Raw genomic sequence first — 25,389 nt, 5'->3', positions numbered from 1 at the left:
TGGAGAACTGGAGAACTGGAGAACTGGAGAACTGGAGAACTGGAGAACTGGAGAAAGTGTGCAGGGTTAGAACCAAATGACAACTCTTGTTCATTAAATCATTTTATCGTCCTCAAGAGCGAGGTACAAGCGATTTGGGGGATCTCTTGAAGCAAGTCGAATACTCAAAGAGACTCCCTGTTATTTCATTAGTCAGTCTATTGGATAACGCTAATCTGGATAGCTATTTGTAGATTCAACACTCGTTTTCTAGCAGGGCGAAGCCCGATCCCGAATCTAGGAGCAAAGCGTTCTGTAGGGCGCAGCCCGTTCCAAAATCCCGAGGACGAAGTCCGTTCCCTACCTTACACCTTGAATTGATTAACAAGACGTTTCAAAGACTCAGCCTTCTGCTCTAGAGTTTGAGCTGAGCTCGCGGCCAAGTTCGCTTGTTCATTGGCAACAACAGACACCTCAGAGACGCTTTCAACGTTCTTAGAGACTTCGCCACTGGCTACTGATTGCTCTTCGGCAGCCGCCGCAATGCTATCGATCATATTAGCTACGGTTTGCGCGCCTTCGACGATTTCATCAAGACTGACCCCGGCCTTTTTGACTAACTCTAGTCCTTCGTTGACTTGTGTTGCCCCTACTTCCATTCGCTCAACCGCAAGTGAGGTTTCATTTTGAATCGCTTCTATAGATTGTCCGATCTCTTGCGTTGCTGATGTGGTTCTATCTGCCAAGGCACGAACTTCATCCGCAACGACAGCAAATCCTCGCCCAGCTTCACCTGCGCGAGCAGCTTCTATGGCCGCATTAAGTGCCAACAAATTCGTTTGCTCAGCAATTTCATTAATCACGCTGATAATTTCGCCAATTTCAGAACCGCGTTTTCCTAGTTCTGCAACGCTATTTGAAGAGGCTGTTACAGCCTCATTGATGGCGTTCATTCCCTCAATGGTATTTTGAACAACTTCACCACCTGAATTAGCAGTAACACCTGCAGCTTGTGCATTTGCCGTGGCTTCTGAAGATTTGGTCGCTACCTCTTGAATGCTGTGGCTCATCTGTTCAATCGAAGATGAAATCTGAGCAATCTTCTCAGATTGAACTCCTAACTCATGTGACATGTTGGTATTGGCTTGTGTGATCGACATTGTGCCGTCAACTACCTCGTCCGTAGTACGCAATACTTCGAGAATCGCCCCATTGGTTTTTTTCACAGCCTGATTGTAGCTAGCGGCCATCGCCCCTAATTCATCTTTAGAATCGATATCGATAGTATTGGTTAGATCCCCCTCGGCTAAACGCTCAAGACCCGTAGCAACTTGTCTAACCGGGACAGTTATCGCTTTAAGCACCACCCAAGCAATTACAGAACCTAAACCAATCGCTATCAGCGTACCCAGCATTAAAGTCGTTTCTGTTGTTTTTGCAGCCGACTCGGCCGCCGCTTGACGCTCATCCATCAAGCCATCTTCCATTGCAACAAACTCAGCAATTTGGCTACGAAATTGATCGAAATAGACCTTGCCTCGCGCTTCACCGACAAGCTTTGCCATATCATTCATCGTTTTGGCGTCACCAATCTCTCGTCTCAAATTGATGATGGGGGTAACAACCTCAGCTTGCCATTCACTGATGGTATCGTTCATCTCTTCTAACAGCTTAACTTGCTGAGGGTTATCGCTGACCGTTTGTTTAAGTTTAAATATCAATTGCTTAAACTTTCCACTGCCTTGGTTATACGGGTCGAGAAAGTCTTCTCTGCCCGCAAGAAGATAACCGCGCATCCCGGTTTCCATATCAACAGCGGCCGCAAGAACGTCTTGCGCAGAAGCCATCACTTTATACGTATGGTTGACCCAATCTGTTGATTCACTGAGTTGAGAAAACGAGCTAAGCAGCTCCTCTGTTTCTGACTTTTCTAAATAACCTTGCTCATTCAAGGTGACAAGGGAGAAAACACTGTTATCAAACTTATCTTTATTGGTTTTTTGTCGCTGCTCTAAGAGCTGAGCCTCGCGCTCCGTAAACAAAGCAATTTGTCCGCGAAACTTATCGAAATAGACTTTTCCTCGCGCTTCACCGACGAGGTCTGACACATCATCCATGGTTTTAGCGTGCCCAATCTCACGCCTAAGTTCGATGATAGGTTCAGTGACATTGACTCGCCAATCATTGATCGTTTGTTCAATATCTTCTAAACGCTGAACCTGAACTGGATTGTCATTAACCGTGCTCTTAAGCTCAGCCACCAGCTTGGTGAATCTCTGTTGACCATTTAGGTAAGGACCTAAAAAATCCTCCTTACCTGCGAGAAGAAACCCACGCATACCTGTTTCCATATCCACAGCAGCCGCTTCAATCCTCATCGCCTGCTGAATAACATTGTGAGTATGGTCAACCATGGCATTAGTTTGGACCTGGGAACGTGAACTTGTGATTGCAACAAAGGCCAAAAACACGAGGAGAATGAGCGGAGCCCCTGTACCTAGCGCGATTTTGAACCTTAAGGGAATATTATTAAAATTCATGGTTCTATCCTTGACGAGTAATCTTCTTCCATATGGAGCGTTACTTAACTATAGGTATAGACATAAATGAAAAGTTTATCGAACAATTAACCCTAACCAAGTAGACGAAAAAAGCCCCAGTCTTTCGACTGGGGCTTTGGTCTTTTCCCGATAGATAAGTGTCGTGCTAGCGAAAACTTATCTCATGCTGAATCTTACTTATTATGCTTCAGCTTTTGCTTTCTTAGCTTTTGGTGCTGCTTTCGCTGCTTCTTGGTCTGCTTTCTTCTTGATAACTGTAGTACCTTCGAAAGTTTCACCTTCAACGAACGCTTTACCGTAGTAAGAAGCAAGTAGAACTTCTTTCAGCTCAGTGATTAGAGGGTAACGTGGGTTAGCACCTGTACACTGGTCATCGAACGCTTCAACAGCTAGCTCGTCTAGTTTCGCTACGAAATCAGCTTCAGAGACACCCGCCGCTTGGATAGACATTGGAATGTCTAGGTTACCTTTAAGCTCATCCAACCATGCTAGTAGACGTTCAATCTTCTGAGCAGTACGGTCACCTGCTTGGCTTAGGCCTAGGTGGTCAGCAACTTCAGCGTAACGACGACGTGCTTGTGGGCGGTCGTATTGAGAGAACGCAGTCTGCTTAGTTGGGTTGTCATTCGCGTTGTAACGAACAACGTTAGAGATTAGTAGTGCGTTTGCCAGACCGTGTGGTAGGTGGAACTCAGCACCAATCTTGTGAGCCATAGAGTGACAAACACCTAGGAATGCGTTCGCAAATGCCACACCAGCGATAGTTGCTGCGTTGTGTACTTTTTCACGAGCGATTGGGTCGTTTGCACCGTTCGCGTAGCTTGATGGTAGGTACTCTTTAAGCATCTTAAGCGCTTGTAGAGCTTGACCATCTGAGTATTCGTTCGCTAGAACAGATACGTAAGCTTCTAGAGCGTGAGTTACTGCATCGTAACCGCCGAACGCTGTTAGAGACTTAGGCATGTTCATTACTAGGTTCGCATCTACGATAGCCATGTTTGGCGTGATTTCGTAGTCAGCTAGTGGGTACTTAGCACCAGTCTTGTCGTCGGTAACAACAGCGAATGGAGTAACTTCTGAACCCGTACCTGAAGTTGTAGTGATACAAACAAGCTCAGCTTTTTTACCCATTTTAGGGAACTTGTAGATACGCTTACGGATATCCATGAAGCGCATTGCTAGTTCAGCGAAGTGCGTTTCTGGGTGCTCGTACATTACCCACATGATCTTAGCCGCATCCATTGGAGAACCGCCACCTAGCGCTAGGATAACGTCTGGCTGGAAGCTCTTCATTGCTTCAGCACCTTTCTCAACAACAGATAGAGTTGGATCCGCTTCTACGTCGAAGAATACTTGAACTTCGATGCCTTGAGCTTTCAGTAGCTTCACTACTTCATCAGCGTAACCGTTGTTGAATAGGAAACGGTCAGTAACTAGGAATGCGCGTTTCTTACCTTCTAGGTCGCCAAGAGCGATTGGAAGGCTACCACGACGGAAGTAGATAGACTTAGGTAGTTTGTGCCACAACATGTTTTCAGCTCGCTTCGCTACAGTTTTCTTGTTGATAAGGTGCTTAGGACCTACGTTCTCAGAGATAGAGTTACCACCCCATGAACCACAACCTAGAGTTAGAGAAGGTGCAACGTTGAAGTTGTAAAGGTCACCGATACCACCGTGAGTAGTTGGGATGTTTACAAGAATACGTGCAGTTTTTAGCTTGTCACCGAAGTAACGGATGCGGTCTGCGTTTGTGTCTTGGTTTGTGTATAGGCCAGATGTGTGACCGATACCGCCGATTTCAACCATAGTTACCGCTTGAGCAACTGCGTCTTCAAAATCGTCAGCGCGGAATAGACCTAACGTTGGAGATAGTTTCTCGTGAGCGAATGCGTCGTCGTAAGAAACCTTACCAAGACCTTCACCAACAAGAACTTTAGTGTCAGCAGGGACTTTAACGCCTGCTAGCTCAGCGATAGCTGCTGCTGGTTGACCAACGATTTTAGCGTTAAGTGCACCGTCGATAAGAAGTACTTTACGTACTTTGTCTGCGTCAGCTTTGCTAAGAACAACCGCTTTGTGAGTTGCGAAACGCTCTTTCACTTCGTCGTATACTTCGTCAACTACGATTGCTGCCTGCTCAGAAGCACATACTACGCCGTTATCGAACGTCTTAGACATTAGGATAGAAGCCACTGCACGCTTAACGTCAGCCGTTTCATCGATAACAACAGGAACGTTACCCGCACCTACACCGATTGCTGGCTTACCAGAAGAGTATGCAGCTTTAACCATGCCTGGACCACCAGTTGCAAGGATAAGCGCAATGTCATCGTGCTTCATTAGGCCGTTAGAAAGCTCTACAGATGGTTGGTCAATCCAACCGATGATGTCTTTTGGAGCACCCGCTGCTACTGCTGCGTCTAGAACCAGTTTCGCTGCATCGTTCGTTGAGTTTTTCGCACGTGGGTGTGGCGAGAAGATGATGCCGTTACGAGTTTTAAGAGAGATTAGAGATTTGAAAATTGCAGTAGATGTTGGGTTAGTTGTTGGTACGATACCACAGATGATACCTACAGGTTCTGCGATAGTCATTGTACCTAGGTTGTCGTCTTCTTCTAAGATGCCACAAGTTTTTTCATCTTTGTATTTGTTGTAGATGAACTCTGACGCGAAGTGGTTTTTGATAACCTTGTCTTCAACAATACCCATGCCAGACTCTTCAACCGCTTGTTGTGCTAGCGGGATACGAGCGTGGTTAGCTGCTAAAGATGCTGCACGGAAGATTGCGTCTACTTTCTCTTGAGAGAAAGTTGCAAACTCTGCTTGTGCCGCTTTAACGCGAGCAACCATTGCATCTAGTTCAGCCATATTAGTTACAGGCATAGTGAATCTCCTAAATTGATAAATATTAAAAACTTTTTAGTAAGGCCACTGTGATTGTCAGAACAGAGTTCTTAGTAAATCGCTTTCAGGACTGAGTATATTATTTCAGGTTGTGAAAAAAATTGACCCAGATCAGTTCTGAAAAACTATTTACCCACTTAGTGGTACACAAATCTCAAATTTCTTTTTAAATCAATAAAAATCATAGACTTAAATCACACAATACCATTGAGCAATTTTACATCAATTGAACAACTAAATTTGCAATCTGACCATATTTTGTAAAAAAGTTTCATTTTTTGACCACAGACTTACATGTAATCCATAAACTTTGTGCTACTGAGAGTATATCCAAAGCGAATTATCTCTCTATAATCGGACTTATTTTTTATTGAAAATGTGCGAATGTTAACGTTTATGTCAACCGCTTAATCTTTCACCTGCATTCTACGTAACAAAGTGTGTCATTAGTGTTTACGTTTTTTTCAATAATAAGATTTTCTCAGTAATGAAATAGTTTTAACTTTAGTTTTTTTCATTCGTTCGCGGCTAGATTTTCGACTATATTCCGCATGTAATCCGTTCCCTCTTTTATTTTGTGTAGGCACACCGAATGCAAACGTTCGAAATCGCAATCTTTTTGCAGTTTTTTCTTGGCTTAGTCGCAGCAGTTAACCCTGTTGGTATCATGCCTGTGTTCGTTTCTTTAACCGGTCATATGACTCAAGAAGAGAAAAACAAAACGGCAGTGACCGCCAACTTAGCAGTGGCTATTATTTTGGTTGTCTCTTTAATGGCAGGCCAAATGCTGCTCGACATGTTTAGCATCTCGTTAGACTCGTTTCGTGTGGCAGGCGGGTTGCTGCTGCTAAGTATCGCCTTCTCGATGATGAGTGGTAAGCTCGGTGAAGATAAACAGAACAAACAAGAAAAGTCGGAATACGTCAGTCGCGAACAGATTGGTGTTGTGCCATTAGCGATGCCCCTTATGGCAGGCCCCGGTGCAATCAGCTCAACGATTGTTTATGGCTCTCGTTATCCAGGTATGTTTGATACCGTTGGAATCATAGTCACCATCGTACTGTTCGCACTATGCACGTGGCTGCTGTTTCGCTCTGCACCACTTATCGTGCGCTTCCTAGGTCAAACCGGTATTAACGTCATCACGCGTATTATGGGTCTTATTCTGGGCGCTCTAGGCATTGAGTTTATTGCTAACGGCCTACGCAATCTCTTCCCAGGGTTAGCCTAATCAAATTAATCGAGTATGATAGAGCGACCTAAATCAATATCGCTCTATCATGCCGAGACACTCTTTAAAGCATCACCTTTACGTTATTATCTTTGGTACCCACACTAAAGCTGGGCGAGCATTTGATCTCGCGCTTATTGTGGCGATTTTGTCTTCTTTGATCGTACTGGTCTTAGAGTCCATTCCGTCTATTAAAGCAAGCTGGGGTACACAACTTAGATACGTTGAGTACACCTTTACTGCTTTGTTCACACTAGAGTACTTGTTAAGACTCTACTGCTCTCCAAAGCCAGCCGCATATGCGAAAAGCTTTTACGGTGTGATTGATTTACTGGCAATTCTTCCCACCTATTTAGCCTTCTTCTTCCCGGCGGCTTCGTTTATGGGTGTGATCCGAGCGTTGAGGATAATGCGCATCTTCCGCATCTTAAAATTGGTACGATATCTACAAGACTCGAATATCTTGCTCAGATCTCTGCTGATGGCAAAGCGTAAGATTTTTATCTTCTTTACCACAGTTGCCATTTTGGTCACTATTTTTGGTGCACTGATTTATGTAATTGAAGGACCAAAAAACGGCTTTACCAGTATTCCACAAAGCATCTACTGGGCGATCGTGACCATTACCACGGTCGGATATGGTGATTTAGTGCCTCAAACCGCTCTGGGTAAAGCCATCGCCTCGATGACGATGCTGTTGGGTTACTCAATACTGGCGGTACCTACTGGTATTATTACGGCTGAACTAAACCAAGAGATGAGCTCACACAAGACACTGGTTAAATGTCCGAACTGTATGCAAACGGGACATGATAGTGACGCCCTACACTGTAAGCACTGTGGTAGCGAATTAGCTGACCCTGCTCTGCGTGTGGTGCCTGTTGAAAAGTCAACTTAGTTTTGAATAGCGTATCGCTGGTCTAAGTATCTGACGGTTAACCAACCGAAGATCAGCGCGCTAAACCATGACGATACGGCAAGCCAACTTAACCAAGAGCTTATAACAAGCCCGCTCGCCAGTAGCATACCAATGCAGTACGTCACCCTCGACACTCTTAGGCTATAACTATTCGCAGCCCACACAGCCGCTAATATGGTTGCACATGCTGACAGACCAACACCGATTACATCAACGATGAAGACGACATCTGTCCACCAGCCGACATAACAAACCCCACCACTGCCAAACTCTTCTGGGCAGAACAGTATCGCGGCCCATGAGATTAACTCGCCAACCAACATATGGGTAACGAACCATGCTGCGATCGCCGCAACGACAGTAAGAAAGATACGTAGGATACTCATTGTTTCCCTTAATAAAAAAGACCCTACTAAAAGAGTAGGGTCTTGATTGATAAAGGCAAATCTAATTGAAGTTAAGCCTTTTCACTTAAGATAATACGTAGCGTTCGACGTAACGGCTCAGCCGCACCCCATAACAGTTGGTCACCAACCGTAAACGCGTTTAGGAAGTCATCTCCCATTGCCATCTTACGTAGACGACCTACAGGAATAGACAAGGTACCTGTTACTTTCGCAGGCGTTAGCTCTTGCGCTGTGATATCGCGATCATTCGGGATCACTTTAACCCAGTCGTTGTGCGTTGCGATCATCTCTTCGATCTCGTCCATAGGCACATTTTGCTTCAGCTTGATAGTCAGAGCTTGAGAGTGACAACGCATCGCGCCAATACGAACACAGGTTCCATCAATTGGCACTGGTGCATCACTGAAACCAAGAATCTTGTTCGCTTCAACTCCTGCTTTCCACTCTTCTTTGCTTTGACCATTGTCGCGCTTAACATCAATCCAAGGGATCAAAGAGCCTGCTAGTGGCACACCGAACTTATCTGTTGGGAAAGAGCCGCCACGCATGGTGTCAGCGACTTTCTTGTCGATATCTAGAATTGAACTTGAAGGATTAGCTAGCTCAGAGCTGACGGAATCATTGATCACACCCATTTGCGAGATCAACTCACGCATGTTTTGCGCACCAGCACCCGAAGCCGCTTGGTAAGTCATCGCGCTTGTCCACTCAACCAGACCTTTCTCAAATAGGCCACCTAAACCCATCAGCATCAAACTCACTGTACAGTTACCACCAACAAAGGTATTTGTACCACCGTGGATACCTTGTTGGATCTGGCTTAGGTTGACAGGGTCTAGCGTAATAATCGAATCTTGCGCCATACGTAAAGTTGATGCGGCATCAATCCAGTAGCCTTTCCAACCTGCTTGGCGTAGTGCTGGGTAGACTTTCTCCGTGTAGCTACCACCTTGACAAGTGATCACTGCATCTAGCTGTTTTAGGCTCTCAATATCGAAAGCATCTTGAAGTAGGCCTGCCTCTTTACCTAAGTTAGGTGCAGGAATACCGATCTGAGATGTGCTGTAAAAAACTGGCTCAATAAGGTCAAAATCTTTCTCTTCAACCATTCGCTGCATTAGCACAGAACCCACCATGCCACGCCAACCGACTAAACCTACTCTCATTCTCAACTCTCCGTGTATTCAATTTTAAAAAGGGAATAGCTCAATATTCAATTTTCGCAGCAAAATCTCAAGAGAAAATTGCATCAAATCTGTAACTTTTATTTCTTATTTCGTTAATGCCGACCAGAAGCCTTGTTTTGTAGACTTTTTCACCACTTGTTATTTCCCTACACAAAAACGCGCCACAGACAAAACAACAACGAAAAGTTCGTGCCACACAATATTTACAATTAGAAACAACTATCGCGATAAGATTTAACGTTTAACCACATTTTTAACTAGCAATAATTTAATCAACAGACACAACTCACACGAAAGCGACAATTTATCGAAATATTATTCTATCTAATGTAGAGTGCCCTACGTCCTTAAAAAGGGGTTAACACTCCTTCGTAAGCAGAATTGTTCCACTGTTTACATTTGCTAATAAACAATTAAGAGGCTCCGTATGACACAACATACTCCCCGTCTGCCAAGCTTGATGCAGGTTGTTGTCTCCCTTGGGTTATTCTTGCTAATGGCGTTTTCGTTCACCGCCAAACTTGATTTACCCATTCAGCTAGCTCTATACATTGGCTGGTTCATTATCATCGTCTTAGGTATCCGTTTAGGTCACAAATACAAAGAGTTAGAAAAAGCAGCTCTGAACGGAATTTCTAACGGACTAGGTGCCGTACTCATTTTACTTGCCGTTGGTGCTCTGGTCGGTACCTGGATCTCAGGTGGTATTGTTCCAACCATCATCTACTATGGTCTGAAAGCTATCCACCCTTCAATTTTCCTTTTAGCCACGATGATCATCTGTTCCCTAACCGCTCTGGCGACAGGTACATCATGGGGCGCTGCGGGTACTGCTGGTATCGCGATGATGGGTATCGGTCAAGGTCTTGGTGTTCCTGCTCCAATTACCGCAGGTGCAGTGCTATCAGGCTGTTACTTTGGCGATAAGATGTCTCCGCTGTCTGACTCAGTTATCTTGGCTTCATCAATGTCTAACGTTGAAGTGGTTGAGCACATCAAAGGCATGCTGCCAGTTGCCCTGATCAGTTACATTATTACCGGTATCATGTTTACTGCGTTTGGCTTCCACTACGCGGGTAATGTTGATATGTCTCAGGTGCAATCTGTTATCCAAGCGATGGAGCAACAGTTCTACATTACGCCATACTCTTTTGTGCCAGTGGTTATCGTGCTTGGTTTACTCGCGATGCGTATGCCTTCTTTCCCGGTCATCAGCTTTGGCTCACTGCTGGGTATTATCTGGGCAGTGATGATTCAAGACGTAGACTTCCTACAAGCATTCAATACCGCTTGGGCACCTTTTGAGATTGAATCTGGCGTTGGTTTCATAGATTCGATTCTTAACCGTGGTGGCATGTCATCAATGCTTGGTTCAGTGGCGGTTATCGTATTTGGTTTAGGTTTCGGCGGCCTACTAGATAAAGTCGGTGTACTAGAAACGATTGCTAAACTGTTTGAACGTCGCGTTCAAAGCGCTGGTTCTCTAGCAACTAGTACCATTGGTACTGCATTTATGGGTAACGTATTTGGCTCAGCGATGTACGTATCTCTTATCCTAACACCTAAGATCTGTGCTAAGAACTACGACCGTTTGGGTTATAAACGCAAGAACCTGTCACGTAACGCAGAGTTTGGTGGCACGCTGACTTCAGGTATGGTGCCTTGGAGTGACAACGGCATCTACATGGCGAGTATTCTTGGTGTCGCAACCCTCTCTTACGCGCCGTTTATGTGGTTGAGCTTCGTATGTATCATCGTCACCATTATCACTTCTTACATGGGCTGGTTTGTTGATAAGTGTGAACCGACGGCGACCGCAGAAGTTGCTGACGAAGAAACAGAGTTAGCTAAGCAAACAGCTTAAACCCACTCAACAAATAGCAAAAGCGCCTCAACTGAGGCGCTTTTTTATTGCTTATCTAATCGACCTTCTTGGCCGCGCTCCGTTTACCTAACAGGTAACCTAAGCCTAACGGCGCGAAGAAAATAGCAACGATAAACAACACAAAATAGATGATGGTGCTCTTAATCAATACCACGAGCTTATCCATCGCAAGAGCAACAACGTCTTGCGAAACTTTATCAATATCTTGGGCAAACTTTTCTCTTTCGGCACTAATGATTAAAGCAATTTCAGCCCGTTCACGGGCGACCATCTGCTCCAACGCCTGACGCTCAGAACTTAATTGCTCCAACCTATCTGCAGTACGATTGTCAATCTCTTGCACTAGCGGCTTAAGTTGAACCGACATTTGACGAGCAAGGTCTTCCATATACTGAGGGTTGTTGTTAACGAAATCTTGGAACGACTCAGACGTGAGCTGAATACTCTTAAGCGTTTCTGTCAGTTGTTCACCACTAACGCTACTGTTCATCGCGATAAGCTGCGCCTTCCAAGTCATGAGTTTAGGAGTCTGCTCGGAGACTAAACTCAATCGATCAGATACATCCCCTAGCGCTTCTGGCATAGTCCCGAGGGTTGAAACCGCTTCATCTTCACTAATTTCATGCGCTTGTAACCAAGCTCGATAGGCCGGAGTACGGATTAAAGAGAGATCTTCAAATGGGTGAGCGCGAGCAAAATCCGTCACAAACTGCTTCGTCGATTTATAGTGCGTCCCTTTGAACAATGATTTCGCCAGTTTATCGATTTCACCGGTTAGCTGATTGGATACCTGCTGCGCATGCGGTGTGCTAAACAGCTCTTTACCCGCACCCGATGCGAAAAACTGATTCATCTGCTCGGTAAACACCCAAGCATCGACCAAAGCTGCGGTCGGATTGACTTGGTAAGTCGATTGCTGGATACCCTCTTCCGAATTTATTTTCCATAATAAAACGTAGGATTGGTGCAACTTATCCTGCGCATCATAGCTAGCAGAGATAGCGTCAGCAGCTTGTTCGACTTGAGAAAAAAACTGTTGAGTGTACTCACGCGTCAGCAAACGCATGTTCAGCTCTTGCTGAGTTAGCGGCGTCGTTTGACTGTCAAGCTTAACCTCAAGCAATGAACAACCACCACTTAACAAGATAGCAGTGAAAAGCCAAACCTTTGCAAAACGGCTCATTTGAATGTTTAACCTCAGATAGACATAAAATACGCGCGATATTCTATACCTTAAAAGTCAGAAAACCGTTAACTATTGATAGTATTGCGCTCTTTTAAGAAAACTCTGGCTTCTTCAATCGCTCTATCGAGACGTATTTTAAGCTCTTCGACACTATTTGCGTCAACGTTATTGGTATCCTTGAGCGCAACTTCAACTTTACCAGCCGCTTCGCGTAACTTAGTGGCACCTAGGTTGCCCCCCACCCCTTTTAAGCTATGGGCTTTTCGTTGTGCTTCTTCAGGGGACTCGTTAACTAGTTGAACGATTTTATCCGCATCTCCGGTGTGATCTTCTATAAAGACTTCAAGCAACATACACACCGATTCCATATCGTTGTTTAACGACTCAAGCATCTTGTCGAAATCAATTTCACTTTCGTTCGCTTCCGATATTGGCGGTATAGGTTCCGCTTGAGCGTTCGGACTCTCGATAACGGGCTCAATAGGCGCTTGCGGTGCAGTCACGACACTGTTGGCAACTGGTGACGAACTTGCTGCACTTTCTTCAGGTTCAGGTGTTGATGGTTTTGTCTCTTTTTCGTCCTGTAGAGTTGGAATTCGAGTTGGTTTGGTTTCACTGGCACGCAGGAGTGATAAATAACCGCCCAGAATAACCAAGGTCAGTAAGACCCCGAGAATAACATGTCGAATAAGCAGTTGATCAAACTCCCCACGTAGCACACTGATCTGATTCAGCACATCGTGAGTTTGCAGTTTCTCTACAATATATCGACCTTGTGCGTAACCACCGAGAACGCTAGAGAGTTGCGCTAGCACCTGTTGTAGGTCTTGGCGCTCTTTAGCCGATAATTGATTAGATTGAGAGTATATATTATCGAGGTCTCGATAAACTTGTGGACTCGAAGCGCTATCACCAAACACGGCTTCAAGCACGTTGGCACTGAGGCGGAAGTAGGTCACTTCTGTACTCTGCCCCTGATAACGCTCGCGCATTGTTCCAATCTGGTCAACCAAACTCAGGAGATCAAGATTGTTATCTAGATAAACTTGAGACTGCTCGATGAAGCGATCGGTGGTAAACAATAAGCGGTTAATGTCTGGCAATAACCAACTGCTTTGATAGTGGGCATCAAGCTGAAGACGCAGGGCGTAGATAAGCTGCAAGTTAAGAGATTGAGAATCCGCCATGTTTTCTCTATATGGCGAATCAAAAGAAAAAGCATCACGCAATTCTTGGATGCTCGTGCCTAGTTCATAGACCTGTTCTTTAGTAGCTTCTATTGAACGGTAACTGTTCGCGATAACAGCGATACTCACAACCCATATTGCTAACAATACCCAGCCAATTTTCAGCGCTTTCCCATCCATGCTCTTGCCTGTAGATAAATCCCTAGTAATACAAGAATATACACTATCAAGCAGAAGTGGAGGACTAACTAGCAAAATGTTGCAGTCAGTCCTATTCTAGAGAGGCTATTTATTACGTGTTAACTGGTCACGCAGATTTGGTGGTGTGCCTTTGATTGTTAACGTATCGGTTTCTGGATCGTAAAAAATACGCTCACCAAGCAACAAACTATCAAAACTTACATTCAGGCCACCGCCCGCACCCACATATTTGGTCAGCTTGCGTACGGCAGTACGATCACCAGGGAAACTTTCTTCAAGTTCATAGCCCTGCTCTTGAGTGTAATCTAAGAAGCTAGTGCCATCTTGAGATGGAGGCAGTTCACCGGACAGTTCACGAACTTGAACTTCATCACCTGATTTTATTTGCTCATTACAGTAATCAGCGACTTGCTTTTTGTAGCTGATAGCTTCGTCTTTCTCTAACTTAGAGTCGGCACAGAAATCTTCAACCGCTTGCATCAACACTTGGTTTTGTACTTTGGTGTCCAAACCGACTTCGGCTTGTAAGAAATCGAGGAAAAAGTCAGCCACTTTACGACCGACACGACCTTTGATGTAAGCTAAGTAGCGATTTGACTCTTTGTCAGTCTCGAAGCTGGTTAAGTCGATTCGCGCTGCGATGTCCATCTTGCTTAAGTCAAGATAGTCCGTTGCGCTGATCTCTAGACCTTCAGTCACTTTAAGACTCTGATTTGACGGAATAATCGCTACAAAAAGATAATCTGTCGCCAGTGACTGATATTCAGCAAAAACCAAGATGCCTTCGTCAGCAAACGGGTATTTTGATAATTCATCTTTAAGGCGGTTAGCACTTAACTGTGAGAAATCGTAAAAGTTTTGATTTCCTTGACGAAGATCTTGCAACCAGTTGTTAAATTCGCTGTCAGACTTAAAAGAACCAAAGCCTTTACCGGCTTTCGAGTTGAACACACGATGAAGCTCGGCAACTAGGTCTTCGGTCGAAGTATCATTAGATAGAGACTCTGAACGAAAGTTAACAACTAGTTCATCTGCGTCGTTTTTCTGTAATTGATGTAGGATAACGTTTGAAAGATGAAGGCTCATGATGAAATTTATCGCCGCGTAGGTTTCAGTTGCGTGGCATTGTAGGTTATCATAAGCCGCTTTACTATCATCATTAGAGTCTTTATGCCGATTACATCTAAATACAGCGACGAGCAAGTAGAACAAATCCTTACTGAAGTAGCTGCGGTACTTGAAAAACATGCAGCGGGTCCAGAGCTTGCGTTAATGATTGCTGGAAATATCGCTACCAATGTCTTAAATCAAGATGTTGCTGCTTCACAACGCAAAGCAATTGCTGAAAAATTTGCAGAAGCGCTTGTTTCTTCAATTGAAGATAAAAAACACTAAAAATAATAACGGACAATAGAACACTTACATGGTCGATAACGGAAATACATACGGTGAACGCGTATCGCGTTTAGTGGGATGGGGACACTGGTTCGCCTTTTTCAACATCATCGCTGCAATGCTGATCGGTACCCGTTATATCTCTCAGTCTCCGTGGCCAGAGACCCTACTTGGTCAATTCTACTTGATGATTTCTTGGGTCGGTCATTTTGGCTTCCTGGTTTTCGCCCTATACCTGTTGGTTCTATTTCCACTCACCTTTGTCATACCGTCACGAAAACTGTTCCGTTTAGTGGCGGTCTGTTTTGCGACTGTAGGATTGACGATCCTACTCATCGATACGCAAGCCTACCAAACCATTAACTTGCACCTAACGCCTGTAGTTTGGGAAGTGTTGTTTAGTGATGAAAGTTCGACGATCAGCGTCGATCTGCAGCACTTGTTTATTGTCTTACCACTGATATTTTTACTCCAACTCGCTTTGTCTGAGTGGGTATGGCGTAAACAACGTAAACTGTCACACAAACATGTCGGTCGCCCATTATCGGCGCTGTTTTTCGTTAGCTTTATTGCTAGCCACCTTATTTATGTGTGGGCGGATGCTTATTTCTACAATCCGATCACCGCGCAGCGCGCCAATTTCCCACTTTCCTATCCAATGACCGCGAAGTCGTTTATGGAGAGACACGGCTTATTAGATCGTGAAGAATACCTCAAACGCCTTGAGCAAAGCCAAGATAGTATTGAGTTGGTAAGCTACCCGCTCGAAACCATCGAGTTTAATCGCCGTGCTAATCCGCTCAATATACTAGTCGTAAGTGTTAATAATCTGCGCTCGGATATGCTGACCGAACAGAACATGCCGGCGACTTACGAATTTGCGCAGAACAACCTGAACTTCACCAACCACTACAGTTCGAGCAACGACTCATTTGGTGTTTTTGGCCTGTTTTATGGTTTACCAAGCAGCTACTCAAGTAGCATTAAAGCTCAAGGTTCAAAGCCTATCCTTATCGATACCTTGCTTGAAAAACAGTACCAATTTGGTCTGTTTAGTGCAGATAACTTCGACGAGCCTCTATACGGTGAAACCGTTTTCCGCGGCATGAACTTTAATGGTATCGCGTTTAACGATGCTAAATCGGCTGATAACCAAGCAATAGATGCGTGGTCTGATTGGGTACAGCAGCAAGGTAAGAAACCTTGGTTTAGTTATATTGAACTGACAACCGTAGATAATTTCAGCGCATACAACGACAGTGACCAACAGCTACCGACTGGTGAGAAGCTAAAAGCGGGATACAAAAACTCGGTTAGTCAAGCAGACACTGAGCTAAGCAATTTGCTTGAGCAAGTAAACGCGCTAGAGCTTGATGAGTCGACAGTAATTGTCATTACCTCTAACCACGCCACTGAGTTTAATGAAACCAAAACTAACAGCTGGGGTTCAAACACCAACTACAGCCAGTACCAGCTAAAAGTTCCTATGGTTATTCATTGGCCTGGCAAGCTTGCAGGTGAATACGAGCACAGAACCAGCCACCTAGATATGTCAGTGACCCTACTGCAAGATTTGCTTGGGGTTTCATCTAACCCAACAGACTTTAGCAGCGGTCGTAATCTATTCGATGAGCGCAAGCGTCGTTGGATTCTAGCGGGTGATTCTCGTGAACTTGCTTTGATTACGGCGAAAAACACCACGGTGATTGATAAATTTGGCAATTACAAACTGTACGATTCCAATTACCAACGCTTAAAAGATGAAAATCCGACACTACCTGTGTTGATGCAAGGTTTGACTGAGCTGCAGCGTTTTTACGCAAAAAGTAACTAAATCATAGCCTTATAGGATTGACCCTCTAATCATTTAAGTTTAGATTAAAGGCATCGGACTGTAGCGCAGCTTGGTAGCGCACCGTCATGGGGTGTCGGGGGTCGCAAGTTCAAATCTTGTCAGTCCGACCATTACACCTAGAGCCTGTTGTTTTTATAAACAACAGGCTTTTCTTTTGCTTGGTAATTCGCTTCTCGTAGCAATTGACGCCTTCCCTTTCCTCCTAAAGGCTTGCTAGCAAATGGCTGTTTTCACTCTGCCAAACGTTATAAAAGTATAATAAATCGTCGTCTATTCAAGTTTTTACCGCCAAACGCTCATTATTAAAGCAAACAGTAAAATTAGGGGTTTACAACTTTTCTCAACCTCTATATTATTCGCTTCAACAACGGAGAGATGGCTGAGTGGTTGAAAGCACCGGTCTTGAAAACCGGCATACGTTAATAGCGTATCTAGGGTTCAAATCCCTATCTCTCCGCCACATTCAAGACCCTAGTCGAAAGACTGGGGTTTTCTCGTTTTTAAGCAGGAAAACTCGATAGGGATTTATTAAATCCCTAGTTGGGCGCAACCCCGGCACTCCGCCACATTCAGTAAAAAGCCGCTAAGTAATTAGCGGCTTTTTTCGTTTAAAATCATTCTAAAGATAATCGATATCTTCATGCTCTCCCTGAACATAACTGCCAAGGTGAGTTGAAAAGCGTTTAGCCTCAATCAACTCGATAAGCTTATCTTTGAGTTCTGCCGGATACATTCTTTTACTTGCGAGTTCAGTGAGTGGTAGCCACTCGACATCCTGAATGTATTCCTCATCGTTCAAGCCCGATAGATTATCGAGACTTGGAACACCGCTATAAGATTCGATCAAATAGAAGAACTCAGCGTGGTAGCGCTGTTTATGCGTTTCGAGAAACTCCCTTACGCAGATAAGCTCTCCAACTTGGACATCTATTCCTGCCTCTTCTTTAAACTCACGAACCACACAGGCTTTCGAGCTTTGATCGCTTGGCTCCATACCACCACCGGGTGGAATCCAATACTCACCGGTAAAATCTTTCACTTTAACAAGTAGCATTGCACCGTCTTTAATCAATATCCCTGCAGCGCGAATTCTGTGTTCCATGATAGATCCTTTAACTTACATATACGTTCAGTGCAGCGCGAATAAGCTGCATATGGATTGGGACAAGCGCTTGATGTTCTGTACGATACCCACCTCCAACCACACACGCTATCGGTAACTGTTTTTCCTGAGCCAGTTGAAACATAAACACATCTCGCGTGTAGATAGCGTCACTAGAGATGCTCAAATACCCTAGCTCGTCATCTTCATGAATATCAACGCCTGCGTCATATAGAATGAGATCGGGCTGATGTAGATTAACAGCCATTTCAACCACCGAGGTGAATGCCTCAAGAAACTCAGCATCCCCCGTATCCCTGCCTAACGGTACATCGAGATCAGAATCTGGCTTACGCGCAGGGAAGTTCTTTTCACAGTGGAACGAGAGTGTAACTATTGCGTCCTCTTCTTCACACAGTGTTGCCGTGCCATCTCCATGATGTACATCACTGTCAACAATCAAAACCTTATCTATCCCTTCAAAAGTCAGTGCCCTTTTGGCCGCCAACACCAGATCGTTAACTAAACAGAAGCCACTACCAAAATCTCTGTGCGCATGGTGATATCCACCGCTTAAATGGATAGCGACACCATGCTTAACGGCCTGATGAACCGTTTCGCAGGTTCCACCAGCAGACGTCAGCGTCCGAGTAATCAGTGTTTCGCTCCATGGAAACCCTATACGACGCATCTTTGGCGCAGGTAGTTCACCTGACGTAAGAAGTTGTATGTAGTTAGGACAATGAACTTGACTCACTTCCACCGGATCAACTGGAGCTGGCTGCACATATTGAAAAGCCTGCTGCCATATCGGGTTTACAGCTCGCTGCTGTTCTATTGCTTCAAACAGGAGTCGATATTTATTGATTGGATAGCGATGCCCGTCAGGCAGCGGCAACTCAGAATAGAGAGAGTGGTAAATCAGAGGAATCATAACAACACAAAGTCCATAAGGTTGGATTCATGGTATCAGCTTGATTTGCGGTTGCAAAATAAGTTAAATGATAATAATTATCAATACAATTTAAGGAACTAATTTTGAATACTCGATACTACTTGTTACTAGGGGTTGCGGCTGGAACTTTATCTGCCCTGTTTTTGTTTCTAGCGATGTTATTAAGCAGTTGGTTTTTGATACGAATGGTTCTTTCCTAGCTGTATAGAACGTCCTAGATTGTAAGAATTTTACGTTCTATGAAAACTTTCATAATAGTGAAAGCATTCAAAGCAAGAGGCTTTTTTAAGCGCAAAGCATTTGAATGTAACGTGATATACCTTATAGAAAATCATGAAATGAAAGCGATTTCATTGAATTCATCATCGGTGAGAGAAATAGATATCCAATTGTTTTTAATATTAATAAACGACTCATCATTCTAGATGTGTAGTTTCATGACAGTCTCCTCCTAGGCGTGGTGTGAGGCGCACAAAGCTTTTCATCCATTTCATTTTTTAAGATTCCCAATAGAACAAAAACACAATGTCATATAGGGAATTATCATGAAAAAACTTAAGCTATTGCCTATTTCAATTGCAGTGGCAACTTCGCTTGCTTCCATCACCTCTTTTGCTACTGAAACTGAACTACAGGCTCTCGAACAACGCATCCAGGAACTGGAAAGCCGGATGCAGACCGATTACGTCAACGACCAGCAACCCGCCGTGCTATCACCTGATATTGAGGTTCCTCTTGGAGTGGTCTTCTCTGGCTATGCTCGCTATGGCGCACATTACCAATCCGGTGACCAGAAATATGTTCAGGTCGATGGTTCATTTAACGGCTCGTCAGCGATCGGTCGTTTAGGCAACGAAGGCAATGGTGGAGAGTTCCAGTTGGCAAAGGTCTTTCAAAGTGACAACGGCGCTATCTGGGATGTTGTGGTGATGTTCGACCATTGGGGCGATGAGGTAAACATCAAAAAAGCCTACGCTGGTGCAACCAACGTATTTGAAAGCCAGCCTAACGCTTATGTATGGGCAGGGCGTGACTTCCACCAGCGTCCACAACAAGGCATTAATGATTACTTCTGGATGATGCACGATGGCCAAGGTGGCGGTGTCAATAACCTAGAACTTGGCTCAATCAAACTTGATTTTGGCGTAGTCGGTGCCGTTGACAGCTGTAGCCCAACAATAGAACCAGGTGCTAATCCTTCAATCAATTGTACTGGTGGTGCGGGTACTGGCGACAGTGGCGCTTACGCTTTCACTTCTAAACTGCATGGGGTTAATCTTGGTTTCGCCGACCTTGAGCTGTACGCTAACTACGGATTTGATTCAGAAGCGATTGATGATGCAAAGAGCATTAATGCGTACCAACTTGGAGCAGTTTTCTCTCGCCCACATGACAACGGTTCCAACCGACTGGTACTAAGGTACTCTGATAACGCGGATAACGGTGTTTTCTGGAAAACCGATAATCTGACGACGCTCTATGCGAGCTTTGAAGGTAATTCTACTCTTGGTAAAAGTGCCGCTGTTGAGTACTTGCTTGCCTACCACGATTACTCTGTCGATGGCTCTTCTAAGGTCGAAGATGAGAGAACCAACTACAGTGCCATCGTTCGCCCTATGTACTTCTGGAATGATGTCCACTCAACTTGGTTGGAAGCGGGTTATCAAGTAGTCGACTATGCCAGAGCCTCTGATGACAACTCTGGTTGGAAAGTGACCCTTTCACAAAACATCGCCTTTGATTGGGGATCTGGTGCACGTCCAATGCTCCGCTTCTACGCAACAGCAGGTGAAGTCGACAATAAAGCAACCCAAACAACAACCGCTAAGCAAGATACCTTTAGCCTAGGCGCCATGTGGGAAGCCTGGTGGTAATCAGCACAATACTGTCCAACTATTTCGCTAGCAATCTAACAATATTCCGCTAGCCGCTTCAACTTAACTCCAAACCATTTGAGCCGCTTTTTAGCGGCTCTTTTTTTGTCGATAGCAAAACCTAGATTAATCATCTCAGCAATACATTTGTGCATCAAATAACCATTTCATGAAACAGTTTCATGAGGTAGATAGAAACTGCATACCGCCTCATCCTTTGAACAATAAGGCTTTTCAGGGCTTATTTGAGTGTGATTTTTCTCACATAGGCTTTAACTAAAATCTTTAATACTAAGCCTCATGAAAGCGGTTTCGAAAACGTTCATGTGTTTAGGTGAAAAGCAGTTGTAGAGGTAAGTTGTGGCAACCATAAAAGATGTTTCTGAGTATGCAGGCGTTTCTCAAGCGACAGTATCTCGCGTCATCAATGGCACGAGTCGAGTAAGCCATGACAAAAAGCTCAAGGTTGAGAAAGCCATTCAAGTTCTGGGTTACCGCCCAAACTCGATTGCTCAGGCACTCGCATCTAGCCGCACTGGCAGCATTGGCATCATAGTCCCTGAGCTCGGTGGTCCGTTTTATTCCGGCATCCTGCATAGTATTGAAAAAAGGCTACGCCGTTTTGGCTATCACGTAATCGTCACTGCTGGCTCAAATACCGAACAGGGCCAACGTGAGTCGGTGGAGTTTCTACTTGGGCGTCGAGTCGATGCAATGATTTTGCACACTCAGCACCTCTCAGATGACTACCTCACAGAGCTAGAAGCAAAAGGAGTGGCTTTGGTTTTGGTCAATCGTTTCGTACCAGAACTAGCGCAGAACTGTATCGAAATTGATAACGAATTAGGGGGCCAACTGGCAACCGAATATTTGTTGCGAATGGGGCATCGCGACATTGCATGTATTACCGGCCCTCTGGACAAATCAGATGCACGGGGGCGTCTGCAGGGTTACCGCAAAGCGATTGAAGAAGCGGGACTCCTGTTCGACGAAGCACTGATTTCAGAGGCCGGTTTTACCGAAGAGTCTGGCATAAGCGCAATGCGTAAGCTGCTCAAGCGTGAACGCCCTTTTACCGCCGTTTTTGCCAGTAATGATCATATGGCTTTCGGCGCTTTTGAGGTATTGAAAGAGCACAACATTCAGGTCCCAGACCAGGTGTCACTGATTGGCTTCGACGACATTTTGTTTGCTCGTTATATTTCGCCGCCTCTTACAACCGTGAATTTTCCCATTGAGCAAATGAGTGCCGAAGCGGTTCAACTGGTTATTCAAATACTCAACAAAAACAAGCGAGATGTGAGCTTCAAACTGTCACCTACCCTAGTGCCTAGAAGCTCAGTAAAACAACTCTAAATAAAGTCATTTAAGGACAAGAAGATGAAACTAAAAACTTTGACGCTTGCCACTGTCACCGCACTTGGACTTGCTACGACAGTTAACGCCGCCGATTCAAACATTCGCTTTGACGGCTTCCCAGACTTCGATAGCAGCCTCAAGGTTCTACTGCCTGACTTCGAAAAGGAGACAGGAATCAAGGTCGATTACCTGATGAACAATCATGGCGACCACCACACCAAACTGACCACTAACCTTGCGACAGGCTCAGGTGCAGGCGATGTTATTGTCGTTGATGTTGAAAAGATTGGCCCTTTTGTCGCTTCTGGCGGCTTAGTTAATCTATCTGAAAACTATGGTGCCGATAAATTTGCCGAGAGTTTTGCTCCTTATGCTTGGGCGCAAGGTAAAGGTGCCGACGGTGATGTTTATGGTATGCCTGTCGACCTAGGCCCTGGAGTGATGTACTACCGCAGTGATGTGTTTGCTAAAGCGGGCATTGATGTAAACCAAGCGATCAAAGACTGGGATTCTTACATCAAAGCGGGTGAAGAGCTGAAGAAAAAAGACGTTTACCTGATTGCTTCTGCGGCCGACGTTGCCCAAGCGATTATCTTCACCACAGTGGCTGAAGGAGAAGGGCTCTACTTCGATGCAGACGGTAACCCTGTGGTCACCTCTGAGCGCTTTGTGCATGCATTTGAAGTGGCAAAAGAGATCCGTGAAAAAGGCTTAGATGCGCGAATCTTAGCGTGGTCAAACGAATGGTATGAAGGTTTCCGCAATGGCACCTTTGCCACTCAATTATCTGGTGCATGGCTGCTTGGTCACCTCAATAACTGGATCGCACCTGAAACCGCAGGTAACTGGGGCGTTTCTCACCTACCAGATGGTATCTATGGTAGCTGGGGTGGATCTTTCCTCTCAATTCCAACTCAGTCAAAACACCAAGATGAAGCGTGGAAATTGATTGAATACATGACAACGCGTCGTGATATTCAACTTAAGCACTTTGAAACCATTGCGGCATTCCCAGCCAACACCCAAACCTACGATGACGCTTTGTTCCAAGAGGAAGTCGAATTCCTCGGTGGTCAAAAAGCCCGTTTGCTGTTTGCTGATGTGGCGAAAAACATCAAGCCTGTCGCTCCGGCTAAAGGTGACCATGTTGCTCGCTCGATAATCTTAGAAAATGCTCTGATGGAAGTGCTTGATGAAGGTAAAGACATCAAAACTGCACTCAAAGAAGCAGAACGCATGATTAAGCGTCGTACACGCAATCTTTAATTGGTTACATATTTGGTAAGAAAGGAAGGCGTACTGCGCCTTCCTGACTAGAGGTCGTTACTATGAATCATGCAGCGAACAAGGTTATGGAAACATCACAACGCGAAAGCCTTTTTTCTCGCCTGAGTTTGAAAGCGCTTACACCGTATGGATTCCTACTGCCGTTTTTGATTATTTTCTCGGTATTTGGGATTTTCCCACTGCTTTTTTCTATCTATCTCTCTTTTCATGAGTGGAACCCGGTCGAAGGCCTTGGCGCTATGGACTATGTGGGGCTAGAGAACTATCACATTGCCCTAACCGACCCTTGGTTGTGGCGCTCATTAAAAAACACACTCTGGCTTGCGATTACGTCAGGTGTGGCACAGCACATAGTCGCTCTGCCCGTTGCCTACATTTTGGTCTCGATGAGTGATCGTCTTCGCCACTGGCTAACATCCGCGTATTTTCTGCCTTTCATTACCTCGACGGTTGCGGCATCGCTGATCTTTTTCAACATGTATTCGCCTAACTCAGGAATCATTAACCAAAGCTTGATGGCATTAGCGGATAGCTCTTTGTTTGGCTGGGCATTTGCTTGGGTAAATGACTACCAACCAATCCGTTGGCTTGATGACGCCACCATGGTGAAACCGTCTATCGCAATTATGGTGTTCTGGAAATACACCGGCTTCAACATTGTGCTCTACACAACCGGTTTGATGACAATTCCAAAGGATATTCTTGAAGCCGCCCGTATGGATGGTGCTAACGCTTGGCGCCGCTTCTGGAGTATTTCACTACCTATGATTCGTCCATTTATCTTCTTTGCAGTCACCATGACCATCATCGGCAACCTGCAGTTGTTTGAAGAACCGTTCGTGTTAACACGTGGTACCGGTGGTACCGGCCAATCTGGCTTAACCATCTCAATGTACTTGTACAAAGTGGGTTGGGAATGGCTTGAAATGGGCACCGCTTCAGCGATCTCTTGGCTGCTGTTTATGTTGATTGCTGGCTGTACCGCAATTCAATTCTTCTTCTTCGGTAAAAAAGGTCTGGGAGAGCAATAAGATGACGACAAACTCGATAACTTCTCCTCGCTGGCGACCTAGTGATCGTAGCCTAGAGATATTTACCAAGCTGCTAATGGCATTACTTGCCGTAGTCCTGATCGTTTCTGCGATTATGACCGTGTTCCCTTTCCTGTGGTCTGCACTGCTATCTACGCGTGATAGAACCGAGATCTTTGGCTCTGGGATTAGCTTCGCTATCGGCGACAGCTTAGCGGTTAACTACGCCAAGCTATTGGAAATCATGCCATTCTGGCAAGCGATGTTTAACTCAATCTACATCGCGTTTTTGGGCACCACGATTTCATTGCTGTTTTGTAGCATGGGTGGCTATGCGTTTGCTGTCTACAAGTTCAAAGGCAAAACCTTGCTGTTTGGTATGTTGGTCGGCTCGATGATGATCCCACCAGTGCTCAGTTTGATCCCCTACTTCATGATCGTCAAATTCCTTGGCTTGCTCGATAACCATCTAGCTGTGTGGCTGCCGTTTACCACTACACCATTTGGTATTTTCCTGATGCGACAGCACGTGGTTGCGTCAGTCCCAAAGGAGTTGTTAGAAGCGGCTAAGCTCGATGGCGCAGGCGAGTTTAGAACCTACTGGAGTGTTGTTCTGCCCCTGATGAAACCCGCTCTAGCAACGCTTGCTATCGTTCAATTCGTTTTCTTCTGGAACATGTTTATGCAGCCTCTGGTTGTACTCACTACTCCAGAAAACTATGTCATTACCCAAGCGCTACGCAGCGTCCAAGGTATCCCAAATACCCCTTGGGGAGCGGTCATGCTAGGTACAACCATTTCGATTCTTCCACTGGTTGTCACTTATCTATTCGCGTCGAAACAAATGATTAGCGGCCTGACGTCAGGCGCTGTTAAAGGCTAAA

General features: G+C 45.0%; 19 protein-coding genes and 2 tRNA genes. 12 read left to right on the top strand and 9 right to left on the bottom strand.

Annotated features, from left to right (window positions below; translation table 11 throughout):
- Positions 1-344: 344 nt before the first annotated feature.
- A complete protein-coding gene (locus AC5O63_RS08485; protein WP_494504650.1) occupies positions 345-2,519 on the bottom strand; it encodes a CHASE3 domain-containing protein in 2,175 nt (724 codons plus the stop codon).
- A 201-nt stretch (positions 2,520-2,720) separates the two neighbouring features.
- On the bottom strand, positions 2,721-5,423 hold the full coding sequence (gene adhE, locus AC5O63_RS08480) for a bifunctional acetaldehyde-CoA/alcohol dehydrogenase (RefSeq protein ID WP_004748499.1): 2,703 nt from the start codon (positions 5,421-5,423) through the stop codon (positions 2,721-2,723).
- 613 nt (positions 5,424-6,036) lie between these two features.
- Here adhE and AC5O63_RS08475 point away from each other — a divergent pair.
- Positions 6,037-6,675: a YchE family NAAT transporter gene (locus tag AC5O63_RS08475; RefSeq protein ID WP_004748498.1), complete on the top strand. Its 639-nt coding sequence runs from the start codon at positions 6,037-6,039 to the stop codon at positions 6,673-6,675.
- Between the two features lie 49 nt (positions 6,676-6,724).
- Positions 6,725-7,573 carry an ion transporter gene (locus tag AC5O63_RS08470; RefSeq protein WP_494504649.1) on the top strand — a complete coding sequence of 283 codons (849 nt, stop codon included), beginning with the start codon at positions 6,725-6,727 and terminating at the stop codon, positions 7,571-7,573.
- Here AC5O63_RS08470 and AC5O63_RS08465 read toward each other — a convergent pair.
- Positions 7,570-7,980, bottom strand: a complete 411-nt coding sequence (locus AC5O63_RS08465; RefSeq protein WP_494504648.1) for a hypothetical protein — start codon at positions 7,978-7,980, stop codon at positions 7,570-7,572. The two genes, AC5O63_RS08470 and AC5O63_RS08465, sit on opposite strands and share 4 nt — an antisense overlap.
- Positions 7,981-8,051: 71 nt before the next feature.
- A complete protein-coding gene (asd, locus tag AC5O63_RS08460) occupies positions 8,052-9,167 on the bottom strand; it encodes an aspartate-semialdehyde dehydrogenase (RefSeq protein ID WP_494504647.1) in 1,116 nt (371 codons plus the stop codon).
- Between the two features lie 448 nt (positions 9,168-9,615).
- Between asd and nhaC the strand changes: the two genes are divergently transcribed.
- A complete protein-coding gene (gene nhaC, locus AC5O63_RS08455; RefSeq protein WP_239853216.1) occupies positions 9,616-11,052 on the top strand; it encodes a Na+/H+ antiporter NhaC in 1,437 nt (478 codons plus the stop codon).
- Positions 11,053-11,107: 55 nt separating this feature from the next.
- Here nhaC and AC5O63_RS08450 read toward each other — a convergent pair whose 3' ends face one another.
- The 3 genes from AC5O63_RS08450 to yejK form a co-directional block, all read right to left on the bottom strand.
- Positions 11,108-12,256 carry a chemotaxis protein gene (locus tag AC5O63_RS08450; protein WP_494504646.1) on the bottom strand — a complete coding sequence of 383 codons (1,149 nt, stop codon included), beginning with the start codon at positions 12,254-12,256 and terminating at the stop codon, positions 11,108-11,110.
- A 68-nt stretch (positions 12,257-12,324) separates the two neighbouring features.
- Complete coding sequence (locus tag AC5O63_RS08445) at positions 12,325-13,626, bottom strand: Hpt domain-containing protein (RefSeq protein ID WP_494504645.1); 1,302 nt, start codon at positions 13,624-13,626, stop codon at positions 12,325-12,327.
- A gap of 105 nt (positions 13,627-13,731) precedes the next feature.
- Positions 13,732-14,733: a nucleoid-associated protein YejK gene (gene yejK, locus AC5O63_RS08440; RefSeq protein ID WP_004748487.1), complete on the bottom strand. Its 1,002-nt coding sequence runs from the start codon at positions 14,731-14,733 to the stop codon at positions 13,732-13,734.
- Between the two features lie 84 nt (positions 14,734-14,817).
- Here yejK and AC5O63_RS08435 point away from each other — a divergent pair, with 84 nt between their 5' ends.
- The 4 genes from AC5O63_RS08435 (at position 14,818) to AC5O63_RS08420 (ending at position 17,357) form a co-directional block, all read left to right on the top strand.
- Complete coding sequence (locus AC5O63_RS08435) at positions 14,818-15,042, top strand: YejL family protein (RefSeq protein ID WP_004748486.1); 225 nt, start codon at positions 14,818-14,820, stop codon at positions 15,040-15,042.
- A 28-nt stretch (positions 15,043-15,070) separates the two neighbouring features.
- Positions 15,071-16,876 (top strand): DUF3413 domain-containing protein, encoded by a 1,806-nt coding sequence (locus AC5O63_RS08430; RefSeq protein ID WP_494504644.1) that lies wholly within the window; start codon positions 15,071-15,073, stop codon positions 16,874-16,876.
- Between the two features lie 54 nt (positions 16,877-16,930).
- Positions 16,931-17,007, top strand: a tRNA-Pro gene (locus AC5O63_RS08425).
- A gap of 259 nt (positions 17,008-17,266) precedes the next feature.
- A tRNA-Ser gene (locus AC5O63_RS08420) sits at positions 17,267-17,357 on the top strand.
- A 159-nt stretch (positions 17,358-17,516) separates the two neighbouring features.
- Here AC5O63_RS08420 and AC5O63_RS08415 read toward each other — a convergent pair.
- Together AC5O63_RS08415 and AC5O63_RS08410 are read right to left on the bottom strand one after the other, a co-directional pair.
- Positions 17,517-17,999 carry an NUDIX domain-containing protein gene (locus AC5O63_RS08415; RefSeq protein WP_004748482.1) on the bottom strand — a complete coding sequence of 161 codons (483 nt, stop codon included), beginning with the start codon at positions 17,997-17,999 and terminating at the stop codon, positions 17,517-17,519.
- Between the two features lie 10 nt (positions 18,000-18,009).
- On the bottom strand, positions 18,010-18,933 hold the full coding sequence (locus AC5O63_RS08410) for a histone deacetylase family protein (protein WP_494504643.1): 924 nt from the start codon (positions 18,931-18,933) through the stop codon (positions 18,010-18,012).
- A 566-nt stretch (positions 18,934-19,499) separates the two neighbouring features.
- On the opposite strand from AC5O63_RS08410, the gene AC5O63_RS08405 reads away from it, so the two are divergent.
- The 5 genes from AC5O63_RS08405 to AC5O63_RS08385 all read left to right on the top strand — a co-directional run bounded on the left by AC5O63_RS08405 (position 19,500) and on the right by AC5O63_RS08385 (position 25,388).
- Positions 19,500-20,828, top strand: coding sequence for a carbohydrate porin (locus AC5O63_RS08405; RefSeq protein WP_494504642.1), 1,329 nt, complete (start codon positions 19,500-19,502; stop codon positions 20,826-20,828).
- Positions 20,829-21,188: 360 nt separating this feature from the next.
- Positions 21,189-22,184, top strand: a complete 996-nt coding sequence (locus tag AC5O63_RS08400) for a LacI family DNA-binding transcriptional regulator (protein ID WP_049843552.1) — start codon at positions 21,189-21,191, stop codon at positions 22,182-22,184.
- Positions 22,185-22,208: 24 nt separating this feature from the next.
- A complete protein-coding gene (locus AC5O63_RS08395) occupies positions 22,209-23,453 on the top strand; it encodes an ABC transporter substrate-binding protein (protein ID WP_494504641.1) in 1,245 nt (414 codons plus the stop codon).
- Between the two features lie 86 nt (positions 23,454-23,539).
- Positions 23,540-24,505 carry a carbohydrate ABC transporter permease gene (locus AC5O63_RS08390; RefSeq protein ID WP_494504999.1) on the top strand — a complete coding sequence of 322 codons (966 nt, stop codon included), beginning with the start codon at positions 23,540-23,542 and terminating at the stop codon, positions 24,503-24,505.
- Between the two features lies 1 nt (position 24,506).
- Complete coding sequence (locus tag AC5O63_RS08385; RefSeq protein WP_004748472.1) at positions 24,507-25,388, top strand: carbohydrate ABC transporter permease; 882 nt, start codon at positions 24,507-24,509, stop codon at positions 25,386-25,388.
- Position 25,389 lies beyond the last annotated feature (1 nt).

It is taken from the genome of Vibrio sp. SCP2 (genome assembly GCF_059295395.1).
Note: the sequence above shows the minus strand (reverse complement) of the source record. Positions and strands in the feature narration are given on the sequence as shown.

Excerpts from the sequence above, each read along its gene's own strand:
- AC5O63_RS08485 (WP_494504650.1), bottom strand. The coding sequence starts at position 2,519 with ATGAATTTTAATAATATTCCCTTAAGGTTCAAAATCGCGCTAGGTACA.
- adhE (WP_004748499.1), bottom strand. The coding sequence starts at position 5,423 with ATGCCTGTAACTAATATGGCTGAACTAGATGCAATGGTTGCTCGCGTT.
- AC5O63_RS08475 (WP_004748498.1), top strand. The coding sequence starts at position 6,037 with ATGCAAACGTTCGAAATCGCAATCTTTTTGCAGTTTTTTCTTGGCTTA.
- AC5O63_RS08470 (WP_494504649.1), top strand. The coding sequence starts at position 6,725 with ATGCCGAGACACTCTTTAAAGCATCACCTTTACGTTATTATCTTTGGT.
- AC5O63_RS08465 (WP_494504648.1), bottom strand. The coding sequence starts at position 7,980 with ATGAGTATCCTACGTATCTTTCTTACTGTCGTTGCGGCGATCGCAGCA.
- asd (WP_494504647.1), bottom strand. The coding sequence starts at position 9,167 with ATGAGAGTAGGTTTAGTCGGTTGGCGTGGCATGGTGGGTTCTGTGCTA.
- nhaC (WP_239853216.1), top strand. The coding sequence starts at position 9,616 with ATGACACAACATACTCCCCGTCTGCCAAGCTTGATGCAGGTTGTTGTC.
- AC5O63_RS08450 (WP_494504646.1), bottom strand. The coding sequence starts at position 12,256 with ATGAGCCGTTTTGCAAAGGTTTGGCTTTTCACTGCTATCTTGTTAAGT.
- AC5O63_RS08445 (WP_494504645.1), bottom strand. The coding sequence starts at position 13,626 with ATGGATGGGAAAGCGCTGAAAATTGGCTGGGTATTGTTAGCAATATGG.
- yejK (WP_004748487.1), bottom strand. The coding sequence starts at position 14,733 with ATGAGCCTTCATCTTTCAAACGTTATCCTACATCAATTACAGAAAAAC.
- AC5O63_RS08435 (WP_004748486.1), top strand. The coding sequence starts at position 14,818 with ATGCCGATTACATCTAAATACAGCGACGAGCAAGTAGAACAAATCCTT.
- AC5O63_RS08430 (WP_494504644.1), top strand. The coding sequence starts at position 15,071 with ATGGTCGATAACGGAAATACATACGGTGAACGCGTATCGCGTTTAGTG.
- AC5O63_RS08415 (WP_004748482.1), bottom strand. The coding sequence starts at position 17,999 with ATGGAACACAGAATTCGCGCTGCAGGGATATTGATTAAAGACGGTGCA.
- AC5O63_RS08410 (WP_494504643.1), bottom strand. The coding sequence starts at position 18,933 with ATGATTCCTCTGATTTACCACTCTCTCTATTCTGAGTTGCCGCTGCCT.
- AC5O63_RS08405 (WP_494504642.1), top strand. The coding sequence starts at position 19,500 with ATGAAAAAACTTAAGCTATTGCCTATTTCAATTGCAGTGGCAACTTCG.
- AC5O63_RS08395 (WP_494504641.1), top strand. The coding sequence starts at position 22,209 with ATGAAACTAAAAACTTTGACGCTTGCCACTGTCACCGCACTTGGACTT.
- AC5O63_RS08390 (WP_494504999.1), top strand. The coding sequence starts at position 23,540 with ATGGAAACATCACAACGCGAAAGCCTTTTTTCTCGCCTGAGTTTGAAA.
- AC5O63_RS08385 (WP_004748472.1), top strand. The coding sequence starts at position 24,507 with ATGACGACAAACTCGATAACTTCTCCTCGCTGGCGACCTAGTGATCGT.